The sequence below is a fragment of the Blautia sp. TF10-30 genome (assembly GCF_003481245.1).
GTDB classification, from domain to species: Bacteria; Bacillota; Clostridia; order Lachnospirales; family Lachnospiraceae; genus Fusicatenibacter; species Fusicatenibacter saccharivorans.
Window position 1 is genome coordinate 429,159 of record NZ_QUKM01000001.1, and the last position, 14,543, is coordinate 443,701.

12 protein-coding genes are annotated in these 14,543 nt (G+C 50.0%); 1 reads left to right on the plus strand and 11 read right to left on the minus strand.

Features of this window, described 5'->3' with window-relative positions:
• The first annotated feature begins 58 nt into the window (after window positions 1–58).
• The gene (locus tag DXD02_RS01935) at window positions 59–889 is read left to right on the plus strand and encodes an AraC family transcriptional regulator (RefSeq protein ID WP_118639918.1); all 831 of its coding nucleotides are present in this window, start codon (window positions 59–61) and stop codon (window positions 887–889) included.
• Window positions 890–1,001: 112 nt separating this feature from the next.
• Here the strand turns inward: DXD02_RS01935 and rny are convergent, their stop codons facing one another.
• The 11 genes from rny to dxs form a co-directional block, all read right to left on the minus strand.
• Window positions 1,002–2,567 carry a ribonuclease Y gene (rny, locus tag DXD02_RS01940; protein ID WP_117800851.1) on the minus strand — a complete coding sequence of 522 codons (1,566 nt, stop codon included), beginning with the start codon at window positions 2,565–2,567 and terminating at the stop codon, window positions 1,002–1,004.
• A gap of 148 nt (window positions 2,568–2,715) precedes the next feature.
• On the minus strand, window positions 2,716–3,342 hold the full coding sequence (locus DXD02_RS01945) for a regulatory protein RecX (RefSeq protein ID WP_055218226.1): 627 nt from the start codon (window positions 3,340–3,342) through the stop codon (window positions 2,716–2,718).
• A complete protein-coding gene (gene recA / locus DXD02_RS01950) occupies window positions 3,343–4,410 on the minus strand; it encodes a recombinase RecA (protein ID WP_022463338.1) in 1,068 nt (355 codons plus the stop codon).
• Between the two features lie 273 nt (window positions 4,411–4,683).
• Window positions 4,684–6,126, minus strand: coding sequence for a glycogen synthase GlgA (gene glgA / locus DXD02_RS01955; RefSeq protein ID WP_118601205.1), 1,443 nt, complete (start codon window positions 6,124–6,126; stop codon window positions 4,684–4,686).
• Window positions 6,127–6,318: 192 nt separating this feature from the next.
• Window positions 6,319–7,119: a sporulation transcription factor Spo0A gene (gene spo0A, locus DXD02_RS01960; protein ID WP_055218233.1), complete on the minus strand. Its 801-nt coding sequence runs from the start codon at window positions 7,117–7,119 to the stop codon at window positions 6,319–6,321.
• A gap of 206 nt (window positions 7,120–7,325) precedes the next feature.
• The gene (gene spoIVB / locus DXD02_RS01965; RefSeq protein WP_158580098.1) at window positions 7,326–8,546 is read right to left on the minus strand and encodes a SpoIVB peptidase; all 1,221 of its coding nucleotides are present in this window, start codon (window positions 8,544–8,546) and stop codon (window positions 7,326–7,328) included.
• A gap of 165 nt (window positions 8,547–8,711) precedes the next feature.
• A complete protein-coding gene (gene recN / locus DXD02_RS01970) occupies window positions 8,712–10,403 on the minus strand; it encodes a DNA repair protein RecN (RefSeq protein WP_118666306.1) in 1,692 nt (563 codons plus the stop codon).
• Between the two features lie 64 nt (window positions 10,404–10,467).
• The gene (argR, locus tag DXD02_RS01975) at window positions 10,468–10,944 is read right to left on the minus strand and encodes an arginine repressor (RefSeq protein WP_022463344.1); all 477 of its coding nucleotides are present in this window, start codon (window positions 10,942–10,944) and stop codon (window positions 10,468–10,470) included.
• Window positions 10,945–10,972: 28 nt separating this feature from the next.
• Window positions 10,973–11,830 (minus strand): NAD(+)/NADH kinase, encoded by an 858-nt coding sequence (locus DXD02_RS01980; RefSeq protein ID WP_117804022.1) that lies wholly within the window; start codon window positions 11,828–11,830, stop codon window positions 10,973–10,975.
• 19 nt (window positions 11,831–11,849) lie between these two features.
• Complete coding sequence (locus DXD02_RS01985) at window positions 11,850–12,659, minus strand: TlyA family RNA methyltransferase (RefSeq protein ID WP_117804021.1); 810 nt, start codon at window positions 12,657–12,659, stop codon at window positions 11,850–11,852.
• Complete coding sequence (gene dxs / locus DXD02_RS01990) at window positions 12,656–14,533, minus strand: 1-deoxy-D-xylulose-5-phosphate synthase (protein WP_118666307.1); 1,878 nt, start codon at window positions 14,531–14,533, stop codon at window positions 12,656–12,658. Before dxs ends, DXD02_RS01985 begins: the two co-directional genes overlap by 4 nt.
• Window positions 14,534–14,543: the final 10 nt, after the last annotated feature.

Sequence of the window (14,543 nt, forward strand, 5' to 3'; positions counted from 1 at the left end):
ATTCTTATCTTTTTTGATTATAATTGACGTATATTTCTATCACATCCTGGAGGTACTTATGGAATCCTGCTTTTACGAAACAATCCACGAAACCGATCTGCTGCATGTCCGTTTTGAACAGTTGGATGCACTCACTTTTGTTTTTCCCGCGCACTGGCATGAATATGTGGAAATTCTCTATCTGATCAGGGGACAGTTTTCCGCGATTGTCCAGGCAACGGAGTATCAGTTAAACGAGGGTGATCTGATTATCATCAACTCCGGCGACCTCCATATGACGCGCTCCAACACCTGTACATATCTTCTGCTGCAGATTTCCGCAAGCCAGATGCGCCAATATCTGCCGGACTTTGATACGATGCGTTTCGACACGATCATTCCCTGCTCGGAACAGCCGGCTCCGCTCCCCGCACTGCTCTCGGAGATGAACGAGATCCGGCAGAATCCTTCCGATTCATACCAGCTTCTCTTTACCTCACGACTGTACGAATTTCTGTACCATCTCTGCCGGTCGTATTCCCACCAGATCCCTTCGGCATCCCTCACGGGTTCACAGCGCGATCTGCAGCGCGTGACACACGTTATGAACTGGGTGAAAGTGCATTACCCGGAACCGTTAAGCCTCGAAACAGCCGCAGATTCCCTGGCACTCTCGAAGGAGTATTTCTGCCGGCTCTTTAAAAAGTATACCGGACAGACCTTTCTCGAATATCTGAACGATGTGCGCACGATGCACCTGTACGAAGATTTACAGAATTCCGACGAAACGATCACGGTACTGATGGAGAAAAACGGGCTGTCGAATTACAAAATTTTTATGCGGACCTTCAAAAAGCTGTATGGCTCTACACCTCAGAAAATGCGCTCGAACCGGATACGGCACGTATAAATTCTTTTGAAACTTACTGTTCTTATACACACTGAAAAGGCTGTGGAACATGATTGCTCATGTCCACAGCCTCTTTTTGATTTCGTTATTAAATTGTTTTGTAGAAAGTCTTTTATTTCGCATAATCCGTTACACGGCTCTCGCGGATAACATTGACCTTGATCTGTCCCGGGTATTCCAGTTCAGCTTCGATCTGTTTCGAGATATCCCTTGCGAGCAGTACCATTTCAGAATCGGATACCTGCTCAGGAACAACCATGATGCGGACTTCTCTACCAGCCTGAATAGCAAAAGATTTTTCGACACCCTTGAACGAATTCGTGATGTCTTCCAACTGTTTTAATCTGTTGGTATATGTTTCGAGTGTTTCTCTTCTTGCACCCGGTCTTGCTGCGGAAATTGCATCCGCTGCCTGAACGATACATGCAATCAGAGACTGGGGCTCTACATCCCCGTGATGTGATTCTACTGTGTTGATCACAATCTGAGATTCTTTGTACTTTTTGCAGAGATCTGCACCGATCTGAATGTGAGATCCTTCTACCTCATGGTCGATGGATTTACCGATATCATGAAGCAGCCCGGCACGTTTTGCCATGCGGACATCGCATCCTACCTCTCCTGCGAGGAGACCGGAAAGCTGTGCTACCTCGATCGAATGCTTTAATGCATTCTGTCCGTAGCTGGAACGGAATTTCATTCTTCCAAGGAGACGGATCAGCTCCGGATGAAGTCCGTGTACACCGACTTCCAATGCGGCTGCCTCGCCTTCCTCACGAATATTCTGTTCTACTTCTTTGCGGGCCTTTTCTACCATCTCTTCGATGCGGGCCGGATGGATTCTTCCGTCTACGATCAGTTTTTCCAGAGCAATTCTTGCCACCTCACGGCGGATCGGATCGAACGAGGAAAGAACGACTGCTTCCGGTGTATCGTCGATGATCAGGTCAACGCCTGTCATGGTTTCGAGTGTACGGATGTTTCGTCCTTCACGGCCGATGATGCGGCCTTTCATTTCATCGCTCGGAAGCTGTACCACGGAGATGGTACTCTCGGATACGTGATCGACAGCACATTTCTGAATAGCTGTTACCACATACTCTTTTGCCTTACGGCCTGCTTCCTCTTTTGCTCTGCTCTCCAGCTCTTTGTAGAGCTTTGCTGTGTCGATTTTTACTTCGTCTTCCACAGATTTTAACAGATACTCTTTTGCTTCCTCGGAGGTAAAACCGGAAATTCTTTCCAGTTCCTGTACTCCTTTTTCGTGTAGACCGTCTACTTCCTTTTCTTTCTTTCTGACGCTTGCCTCTTTTGCTGCAATTTCGTTTTCACGACGCTCCAATACGTCCGCTTTCTTATCTACAGATTCTTCTTTCGATAAAACGCGCTTTTCATATTTCTGCAGTTCCGCTCTGCGCTCTCGGGTCTCTTTTTCTACTTCATTTTTGGTACGAAGAGACTCCTCCTTCGCCTCCAGCAGGGCTTCCCGTTTCTTAGTTTCGGCAGTTTTCAGTGCTTCATCTATGATGTTTCTCGCCTTTTCTTCCGCTGTGCCAATTTTTTCAGCATCCTGCTTGATTTTATTGTCCACAGCAATTTTCCTGGTAACAGGAACCGCAATAAGCAGCGTGACTACTACAGCAATGAATACCAGCAGAATTGTAATACCTGTACTCATTACCGGAGCACCTCCTTATTTAGTTTTCATTGCACATTTACAACACTACAATTTTATACTGTTTTCACAAATTTGTCAATGTTTTAAAAATATTCATGTAATTTATTGCACATAATTTCGCGGCATGTGGCGGAATCGCCGGGAATATTCAGGATTCTTCGTCAGCGGAATCTTGGTATTCTTCCAGTGCCCGACGGATTTCGGAACTGCCGAATCCCTTCCGCGTCAGAAAACCGGCAGCACGGCGGTACTCTTTTTCATCCAGCCGGTGCGGCGTGCCGAGCTTTGCGAAGGCGGCACTTTTTGCAAGTTCATACTCATCGCGGGCATCCTCCTGCTCTTCCAGGACGGATTCCACCAGTTCCCGGTCCACGCCTTTCTGTGCCAGCGCATAGAGGACTGCCTTTTTCCCTTTTTTCGCACCGCTGCCCGCAAGATACTGCTCCACGTATGCGCGGTCGTCGATATAGTGAAAGCTCTCCACGTACGAGACAGCCTCTTCAATGGCTCTCTCGGGATAGCCGTCTTTTCGTAACTTATCTTCCAGCTCTTTTTTCGTCCGCATCTGTCCGAGCAGCAGATACATCGCGCGGTGTTTGGCCCTTTTAGTCAGCACTTCCCCTGCCAGCTTTTCGTAAACCTCATCGGGAAGCTCCTCCTGCTCTTTGATGCGGGAAGCGCGGATTTCCCCGTTATAAAGAACCAGATCCTCTCCGTCATCGAAGAGGATCCGTGATTTCTTTTTATTCAGAGGACGAATCTCTGTCACAAACATTTATTCGTCGTCTCCTTCGGTTTCCGGAACTGCTGCTGTTTCCTCTGTGCCTTCCGGCGCTTCTTCCTTGATCAGGCCGTAAGCCACGCGCACTTTGTGCTCGATCTCATCCATGATTTCCGGATGCTCGCGCAGGTATGCTTTCGCATTTTCGCGTCCCTGGCCGATCTTGTCGCCGCCGTATGCGAACCATGCGCCGCTCTTCTGTACGATGCCGACGGAAGCTGCCAGATCCAGAACGTCTCCTTCTTTGGAGATTCCTTTTCCGAACATGATATCAAATTCTGCCTCGCGGAACGGCGGAGCTACTTTGTTTTTCACGACTTTGATTCTGGTACGGTTTCCGACCATCTCTCCGCCCTGCTTTAAGGCTTCAATTCTTCTGACATCGAGACGGATGGAAGAATAGAATTTCAGTGCACGGCCGCCGGTTGTGGTCTCCGGATTTCCGAACATGACACCGACTTTTTCACGCAGCTGGTTGATAAAGATAACAATACAATTGGATTTGCTGATCGCTGCAGTCAGTTTCCGGAGTGCCTGAGACATCAGACGCGCCTGCAGTCCGACGTGGGAATCTCCCATGTCGCCGTCGATCTCGGCTTTTGGAACGAGGGCTGCAACAGAGTCCACGATGATGATGTCTACCGCACCGGAACGAACCATCGTCTCGGTGATCTCAAGTGCCTGCTCGCCGTTGTCCGGCTGTGAGATATAAAGGTTTTCAATATCAACACCGATGTTTTTGGCATAGGCCGGATCGAGCGCATGCTCTGCATCGATGAAGCCGGCGATTCCGCCGCGTTTCTGTACTTCGGCTACCATGTGGAGCGCTACGGTTGTTTTACCGGAAGACTCCGGTCCATATACCTCAATAATTCTTCCCTTCGGCACACCGCCAAGACCGAGTGCGATATCCAGGCTTAAAGAGCCGGTCGGGATGGTTTCCACGTTCATGTTTGCTGCGGAATCTCCGAGCTTCATGACAGCTCCTTTTCCGTACTGTTTTTCAATCTGTCCAAGTGCGGCATCGAGTGCACGCAGTTTATCTTCGTTATTATTTCCCATACTGAATATTCTCCTTACTATACGAACGTCCGTTCGTTTCTGTATCCATACTATTACAAATCTGCTTTGTTGTCAACTGTTTTTCTTGTGTCTTTTTTCAGCTCCCAAATCCTCTGCACCGGAGCTGCTTCGAATATATCCTTATGCACAAGTGTAGCATATTCCACTCTCCTGCTGCAACCCAAAAATACTGCAAAAAAATCCCGAAACGGCTTTTCTTTCCTCTTCTGCCATTTCGGGATTTTTTTCTTATTTTTCAGAATGCAGACCAGCTTATCCGATCAGCCAGTTGTACATTTCCTCGTACTGTTTTGCGGAATTCGCCCAGGAGAAATCCTGTACCATTGCGCGGTCGATCATCTTGTTCCACTCGCGTTTTTTGTCGTAATAGATGCGCTCTGCGTACCGCACGGTACCCATCATCTCATGCGCATTGTAGTTTGTGAAGCTGAATCCAGTTCCTGTTCCCTCGTACTCATTGTACGGCTCTACGGTGTCTTTGAGGCCGCCGGTCTCGCGGACGATCGGAAGGGTTCCGTAGCGGAGGCTCATGAGCTGGGAGAGTCCGCATGGCTCAAACAGGGACGGCATCAAGAAGGCATCGCAGGATGCATAGATCTTGTGCGACATTGCATCGGAATAGTAGATGTTTGCCGAAACCTTCTTGTCATATTTCCATGCGAAGTGGCGGAACATGTTCTCGTAGCGCTCCTCGCCGGTTCCAAGGATCACAAACTGTACGGCATCCTGGCACATCTCATCCATCATATAGCTGATGAGGTCGAAGCCCTTCTGATCGGTCAGACGGGATACGATACCGATCATCATCGTCTTCGGATTGACCTCGAGTCCTAACTCCTCCTGCAGTGCCAGTTTATTTTTCACTTTCTCTTTACGGAAGTTCTTTACATTGAAATTCTTTGCAATCTGAGCGTCTGTCTCCGGGTTCCACTCATTGTAGTCGAGTCCGTTTACAATACCGCGCAGATCGTTTGCTCTTGCACACATCAGACCGTCGAGTCCTTCGCCATAGAACGGGGTCTGAATCTCCTGCGCGTATGTATTGCTGACGGTGGTGATCGCATCTGCGTAAACCAGACCGCCCTTCAAGTAGCTGGCATCGTGTTTGAACTCCAGCTTATCCGGTGTGAAGTAGTAGTCGGAAAGGCCGGTAATGCTCTGAATCGTCTTGCGGTCCCAGATGCCCTGGAATTTCAGGTTGTGGATCGTCATGACGGTTTTGATTCCCCGATAGAATTCATCTGCCTGGAAACGCTCGTGCAGGTAAACCGGAACGAGACCGGTCTGCCAGTCGTGGCAGTGGATGAGGTCCGGGCGGAAGCCGATGGTCGGTAAAATGGAAAGCGCTGCTTTGCTGAAGTAAGCAAATTTTTCCAGATCCCACGGCATGCCCGCATATGGAGTGCTTCCTCCGAAATGCTCCTCGTTGTCGATAAAGTAGAATTTAATGCCTTCATATTCCATCTCGAAAATGCCGACATACTGCTGTCTCCAGTTCAGATCCATGTAGAAGTTTGTCACATACTGCATCTGATTTCTAAACTGTTCTTTGATTCCTGCGTATTTTGGAATCACCACGCGCACATCAAAATACTCTTTCGGGAAGTATTTCGGCAGAGAACCTACTACATCCGCCAGACCGCCTGTTTTGATGAACGGTACACACTCTGAAGCCACGAACAAAATATTTTTCATGAAAAGAATCCTCCTGTAATTTCATGCTGATTATCGCATCTTTGTTTTTCTGTAATTCCTTCCTTTTTGTCACGATCCTATGAAACGCGAAAGGATAATCAACGTCCTGTCTGTATTATACCGTACTTTGTCCAGAAAAAAAAGTCTAAACTTCTGTAATTTCTCCGTTTGTTCGGATTTTTTTGTTACTTTTTACTGATTTTTCAGTTCAAGACGTATTTTATCTGCAATTAATGCAATAAATTCAGAATTTGTCGGTTTACCCTTGCGGTTGTTCACGGTATAGCCGAACAGCTCGTCGATTGTGTCCATTTTGCCGCGGCTCCAGGCCACTTCAATCGCATGGCGGATGGCACGCTCGACACGACTTGACGTTGTCTGGTGGCGTTTCGCGATGGTCGGATAGAGAATCTTGGTAATGGAATTGAGCATTTCCGTGTCCTCTACGGAAAGCAGAATCGCATCGCGCAGGTACTGGTATCCTTTGATATGGGCAGGAACGCCGATCTCGTGGATCATATTTGTCACATCGATTTCCAGACTGTTTTCCGGCGGACAGATCGGCTCTTTTCCAGGGTTTGTAAAATTTCTTGGATGGTATCTTCTTACTGCTGTCATTCCTTTTGTTGCTTTGATCCGGTTCAGAAGAGTTTCGTTGTCGAACGGTTTTAAGACGTAATAGTAAGCACCGAGCCGGAACGCATCTTCGGTGATCCTCTCCTCTCCTACGGCGGAGACAACGATAAAGGCAGGTCTTTTTTTCAGATTTTTATCCTCATTGACTTTCTCCATTACAGTCAGACCATCCATTTTCGGCATGAAAATGTCAAGCAGTACGACGTCCGGTTCTTTGTCGCGGATGATACTGTAGATATCATTTCCGTTTCCGGTCTGCCCGATCAGTTCAAGCGTGTCATCCTGTTTTATGACGTTCCCAAGCATTTCCTGCATGCGTTCGTTATCATCCGCGATGGCAATGTTGATCTTTTCCATAAAGCTCTCCTTTGCAAAAACTCATAGTCTTTCCGGAATTTCACTGCATCCGTTTTCTTCTGAACTTTTTCCAATCACACAGACATTATAATTTTATTTTTTCGCATTTTCAATATATTTCCCGTAAATTTTTGAAAATTCGATCGACATTTTCCGTAAAAATTCGGAAGTTTGTAACAATTTCAACCAAATTAACGCATATTTTTTCAGTTCCGTGCAAGCATGTTTTCCGCAAAGACACCGTAGCCTTTTTCTGGATGGTTTACGAAAACATGGGTAATGGCGCCGATCAGCCTTCCGTTCTGGAGCACCGGCGAGCCGGAATTTCCCTGTACGATGCCGCCGGTTTTCTGTAGCAGCCGTTGATCGGTAATTTCGAGCACAAAATTTTTGTTCGTATTCTCGCTTCCAAGATCGATTTCCGTAATCTCCGCCTCATACTCTTCTACCGTATTGTCCACGCACATCCGCACGGTGGCCGGGCCCGTCTCGATCTCCTGCCGATAGGCAATTTCCGTCACGGTAAGCGGCAGTGCACTGCTTTTTTCCCTGTCCAGAACGCCGTGGATACCGTAGATGGTATTCTCCGCCACTGATCCGATACGGTTCTTTTCTTCGTAATGGATCACACCCTGCAGTTCACCCGGTACACCCTCTTTTCCCGGGATCACAGACAGAATCTGTGTCAGATACAATTCTCCGCCGTTCAATTGGAGCATTTTTCCGGTATCGACATCACTGATTCCATGGCCGAGCGCTGCAAAGGTTCCATCCGGTTCCACGAAAGTCAGTGTTCCGATTCCCTGCATATTGTCGCGGACCCAGGCCCCGAGGCGGCAGGTGCCGTCCTGGCTTTTCTGCGGTGTCACCTGCACCTCGATCGTTTCCCCGTCCCGAAGCAGGGAAAGACACACCGGGGAACCGTTTGATACTTTTACTGCATCAATCAGCTCCTGCTTGCTGCGGATGCTCTGTCCGTTTACTTTTGTGATATAGTCGCCTTCCCGCAGAATATTTTCTGACGGACGGCTGACGGTTCCGTCGGACGAACGGATTTCGGCTGTACGGATCACCATCACACCGTCGGTCTCCATATAGATACCGACCGGCGCGCCGCAGACGGCAACTTTCGGCCGTTCTTCCTGGATCACACGGATCTTTTTCAGCGGGATCCCGGCGGCGGAACATTCTACAACCGTTTCTCCCGTTTCTCCGAATTCGGTTTTTTCTGCTTCCTTCGTATCTTCCGAAATCGTCAGAAGCGGATGTTTCGTGAGCGGCTGAAACGGGCTTTCGCTGTTCTCATCCACATACATCGTATCCGGCAGGGATTCGCGCATGGCATCGTAGCCAAGAAGAACAGCGAGGATCAGAAACAGCGCCGCCAGCGCAAGCAGGACTCTTCGGTATTTTTGTTTTCTCGTCATTTGCATTCCCATCCTTTCCGCCGCAGGGCAGAACTGCGGCATTTCTTTTGTTTTCGCGGCGGTCGTCAAGTTCTCGTGCAGGCACGGACTTTGACTCGCCGCCCGCGAAAAAGAGGGAAACCACGCTTTGTTTCGTGATTTCCCTCTTAGTATGCGGACTTCTCTTTATTTGAGTCTTGCAGATTTTTGTACCTGTGCCAATTCCTTCATCTCGCTGGCATTTGCCAGAACAGAATCCGTAATTTTCGCGCCGCCGAGCATTCTTGCCAGTTCTCTGACAGAATCTTCCTCGGATAATGGATGGATCGATGTGACGGTCTCGTTTTCTTCGACGTTTTTTTCGATTTCAAAATGAGAATCTGCCATCGCTGCGATCTGCGGCAGATGGGTGATGCAGATGACCTGATGGCGCTGCCCGATCTGTGCCATTTTTTCGGAAACTTTCTGCGCCGTCCTTCCGCTGATTCCGGTGTCGATTTCATCGAAAATCAGGGTTTCTGTCTCGTCGCGGTCGGCAAGAATCGTCTTGATTGCAAGCATGATTCGCGACAGTTCACCGCCGGAAACAACTTTCGCCAGCGGACGGATCGCTTCGCCCGGGTTTGTGGAGATTAAGAACTCCACAGCATCGGTTCCGTTTTCGGTGTAGCTTTTTGTCTTTTCAAATGAAATTTCAAATGCGACATGCAGGAAATTCAGGTCGCGCAGACCTTCGATAATCTGTGTTTCGAGCCGTTTTGCATAGTTTCTGCGGATTTTGGACAGATTATGTGCGGCCGCATCCAGTTTCTGCTCCGTTTTCTGTAACTGCTCCTGCAGTGCGGCACGGCAGCTCTCAAAGTTTTCCAGTTTTTCCAGTTTTTTCTGCTGTTCTTCGCGATATGCGGTGATCTCTTCCATCGTCTTTCCATACTTTGCTTTCAGGCGGTTGATCTCATCGAGCCGCTTTTCCGTCTCGTAATACTCTTCTTCGGAAAAGGTCAGTTCGGAAAGATATGCGGAAATTTCGCGGTTGAAATCATTCAGCAGTCCGTCAATATCGGAAAGGGTCTGCGACGGACCGGAAAGTGCATCGTCGTACACCGCGGCCTGCTGCAGCTCCCGGATTGCGCGGCCGACCTGCTCCCCGGCGCTGTTCTCTGCACCGTAGCCGGTGATCGCATATACCGTCTGCAGAGATTCCGCGATCTTTTTCGCATGGCCCATTTTCCGGTACGCAGTTTCCAACGCTTCGTCCTCGCCCTCTTTTAGCTCTGCCTGATCAATCTCGTTGATTTCAAACGTAAGAAATGCTGCCTCCCGCTTTCTTGCCTCCTCGTCGAGTTCGTACGCCGAGAGCTCCTTTCGGACATTCTTCCACTCCTGGTACAGCGCCCGGACCTCTCCTTTTGCCGTGGCCGCCTCGGTTCCCGCAAACGCGTCAAGAATCGCGATCTGCCGGTCCGGATAGAGCAGCGACTGGTGCTCATGCTGGCCGTGGATGTCGAGTAGCAGGGACGCAAGGACTTTTACCTGCGAGATATTGCATGCCTCGCCGTTGATGCGGCAGACGCTGCGGGATCCGGTGATCTTTCTGGAAATAATCACCTGTCCCTCCTCCGCCTCGAGATCCATCTCTTTTAACAGCTCCAGCACATGCGGATTTTCGGTTTCAAAGACCAGTTCCACCAGCGCGCTTGTCTCTCCCGTCCGGATCATCTCGCGGGATATCTTCTTTCCAAGCGCCGCGTTGATCGAACCGATCAGGATGGATTTTCCGGCTCCGGTTTCTCCGGTCAGTATATTCAGGCCCGGACCGAACTCCACTTCCGCTTCGTCGATCAGGGCCAGATTTTTTACGTGTAAGTTTGTGAGCATTCTTTTCCTCCGGTGTCACACCTGCTGTCATCTTTTTGTCTCTTTTTGCAGAGACGTGCGTTCTTTAGAACTCTTCGCCCGTCTCCTCCATGCCGTCCACCATTTTTTTCAGTCGTTCTGCCGCCACAAGCGCCGCATCATCGTCTCTTGCCACGCAGAGAATCGTATCGTCTCCGCCGATGCAGCCGACAATTTCATTCCAGTTCATCTCATCGAAAGCCGCTGCCGCCGCCATCGCCATTCCAGACACGGTTTTGATGACCAGAATATTCTTGGCAAGATCAACGGAAATATACGCGTCTTTTAACACGCGCGCATAGCGGCTCCCAACCTCGGACGGTGCGTTCTGCAGAACCGCATAGCGGCTTCCGCCGTTCTCTTTTGGTACTTTTGTGAGCTTCAGCTGGCGGATATCCCTCGAAATCGTCGCCTGCGTTACGGCAAAGCCGCTCTCCTCCAGCTTCTTTGCCAGCTCCTCCTGTGTTTCAATGTCATATTGGTTAATTAATTTGATAATCTGTGCATGTCTCGCGATTTTCATTTCAATATCCTTCCCCAGTAACTATATCTTAAATGTTTGCCATTTTCTTTCTTAATGTCTCCAGAAAACTGATGTTGCTGATCTTCACAATCAGAGTATCCCGTCTGGCCTTTTTGATCACGATCCGGTCGCCGGTTTTCATCGGAACGCGGGTGTCGCCGTCAAAATAGGCCATGCCCTGTTCAATGCCGCCGTCTCTCGAAGGCCCGAGCTCCACCTCGATCACATCCTCTGCCGGAAAGACAATGCTTCTCGTATTCAGGGTGTGCGGGGCAAGCGGTGTCATCAGCATCAGGCTGGCTGACGGTGAGATGATCGGGCCGCCCGCGGAGAGGCTGTAGCCGGTCGAACCGGTCGGCGTTGCGATGATGATGCCATCGGCGCTGTAGGAATTTAAAAACTCCCCGTTAACGTAATTGTCGAACCGGACGACACGCAGGTTTCCCTCACGGGTGATCGTAATGTCGTTGAGTGCCGTGTCCTCCGCAATCAGCTTTCCGTCCCGGTAAATCGATCCGCAGAGCATCATGCGGTGCTCAATCGTATACTCATCCGCCATCAGATGATCCAGCGCCGGATAAAGCGTGTCACGGTCGATTTCCGCAAGATAGCCGAGCGTTCCCAGATTGATGCCGAGCAGTGGAATCTGTAAATCCACCACGTCGCCTGCTGCCTGCAGAAGCGTGCCGTCACCACCGAGCACCAGAATGCCGTCGATATCTGATGGAACCTTCGCCGGATCCGTATAATGGTATTTTTCCCCTTTTTCGCTGTTATCGCAGAGAAGACACGTTTTTCCGCGCTCCTCCAGATATTGCCTGATCTGGTCTGTCACGGTAAGGTCCGGGTCTTTTGCTCTGTTTGTGATCAGGTAAAATCGCTCCATATCATGCTCCTTAACCCTTTTATTTATCCAGTGTATCGTGTGCGCTCTTTACAACGGCGTCTACATCGACATTGGTCTCTTCCTCTGTCACGCCGTCCGGCAGCCGGACAAGGTGAACGAGATACTCGATATTTCCCTCCGGTCCTTTGATCGGAGAAAATTCCAGATGGCGCACGCCGAAGGAAATGCTTTTCGCATAGGAAATGACCATCTCAATGACTTCTTTGTGTACAGCCGGATCACGGACAACACCTTTTTTGCCGACTTTTTCGCGTCCTGCCTCAAACTGCGGCTTGATCAGAGCTGCAATTTCGCCGTTCTCTTCCATCAGATTCCGGACCGGAAGCAGCACCTTGGTCAGGGAGATAAACGATACGTCGATCGATACGAAGGACGGTCTCTCCTCGATATCCTCCGGCACGACGTAACGGATGTTCGTGCGCTCCATACAGACAACGCGCGGATCGTTCCGCAGCTTCCAGTCGAGCTGGCCGTGGCCGACATCCACGGAATATACCTTGACGGCGCCGTTCTGCAGCATACAGTCGGTAAAGCCGCCGGTGGATGCTCCGACATCCATGCAGACCTTTCCATCCAGGGTAAGGTCAAAGTTTTTCATTGCTTTCTCTAACTTTAAGCCGCCGCGGCTCACATACGGCAGTGGTTTTCCTTTTAAGACAATCTCCACTTCTTCCGGGAACATGGAACCGGCTTTGTCCTCCCGCTCATTGTCCACCAGAACTTCTCCTGCCATAATCATGGCTTTCGCTTTTTCCCGCGATGTGGCAAGGCCCCGTTCTACCAGTAATACATCTAATCGTTTTTTCATCTTTCTTCCTGCCCCTGTTTTCTGTAGTATTCCTCAATTCTGCCGCAGATATCTTCCGGCGTAAAGCCGACCTGTTTCATCTGGTATAATACACTTCCGTGCGGAATAAAGCGGTCCGGCAGTGCAATGATCTCCACGCCAAACGGAAGGTCTTCTTCCTCGGCAAAAGCAAGGACGCGCTCTCCAAAGCCGCCGTCTTTTACATTTTCCTCGAGTGTTACGACAAGCTCATACGTATCGGCAAAGCTTCGAAGAAGTTCTTCATCGATTGGTTTGACGAACCGCGCATTCACAAGCGCCGCATCCATATCCATCCGCTCTTTTAACTGTTTCTGCACTTCTTCTGCCATTTTTACCATACTGCCGACGGCAAGAAGTGCAACACGGCTTCCCTCATGGATCACTTCTGATTTTCCGAGGCAGATGGGCGCACGGAACTCTTTTAATCCCGTATACGCTTCCCCTCTCGGGTAGCGCACCGCGATCGGGCCGTCGTAATCGACCGCAAATTTGATCATATCCGAAAGCTCCCAGAGGTTCTTCGGTGCAAGAATTGTCATATTCGGCATCGAACCCAGATAGGAAAGGTCGAAAATGCCGTGGTGTGTCTCCCCGTCGTAGCCCACAAGACCGGCGCGGTCAATCGCAAAGACGACATGGAGATTCTGCATACAGACGTCATGCATGATCTGATCGTACGCCCGCTGCAGGAATGAAGAATAAATCGCAACGACAGGCGTAATGCCGCCGAGTGACAGTGCCGCTGCAAATGTCACCGCGTGCTCTTCTGCGATTCCCACATCGAAACAGCGGTCCGGGAACATGTTGGAGAAGCGTTTCAGTCCGACACCGGTCATCATCGCCGCCGTGACTGCCGCAACATCCTTTCTTCGATCTCCCATTTTCCGCATGACCGTGGAAAAGACATCCGTGTACGTCGGATTGGATTTTCCAACCGGCAATCCTGTTTTCACATCGAACGGACCCGCACCGTGGAATCTTGCCGGGTGGCGCATCGCCGGCTCATAGCCGCGGCCCTTCTGTGTCAGGACATGCACCAGAATCGGTCCTTCAAACCGTTTTGCTTCCTGGAAGGTCTTGATCAGCTGCGGAATGTTGTGGCCGTCCACAGGACCTAAATACGTAAGTCCCATATCCTCAAACAGCATGCCCGGAATGATGATCTGTTTGATGCTGCTTTTCGTCTTCCGCATCGCATCCACCATGCCAGGTCCGATGCCCGGAATGCGGTTCAATGCCTTTGTGACGTCCATCTTGAAATCCGTGTACGCCGATGCCGTCCGAAGGCCGGACAGGTACGATGACATACCGCCGACATTCTCGGTGATCGACATTTCGTTGTCATTTAAAACGATAATAAAATTCGATTTCAGGCTGGCCGCATTGTTCAGCGCCTCGTACGCCATGCCGCCGGTCAGCGCACCATCTCCGATGATCGAAACAACGGAATAATTTTCTTTTTTCAGTTCCCGTGCACGCACATAGCCGACGCCTGCGGAAATCGAGGTCGAGCTGTGGCCGGTGTCGAATACATCGCAGTCACTCTCGCTCCGCTTCGGGAATCCGCTGATGCCGCCTTCCCGGCGCAGCGTTTCAAACCCGTCTTTCCGCCCGGTCAGAATCTTGTGCGTGTAGGACTGGTGTCCCACATCCCAGATCAGCTTGTCTTTTGGAAGATCGAAGACGCGGTGCATCGCAATCGTCAGTTCCACGACACCAAGATTGGACGCCAGATGGCCGCCGGTTTTACTCAAAGACTCGATAATAAATTCCCGGATTTCCTCTGCAAGCGCCGGAAGCTGGTCCGCCGGAATCTTCTTAATATCGTTTGGTTTCTGTATTTTTTCTAACATGAAATCATCC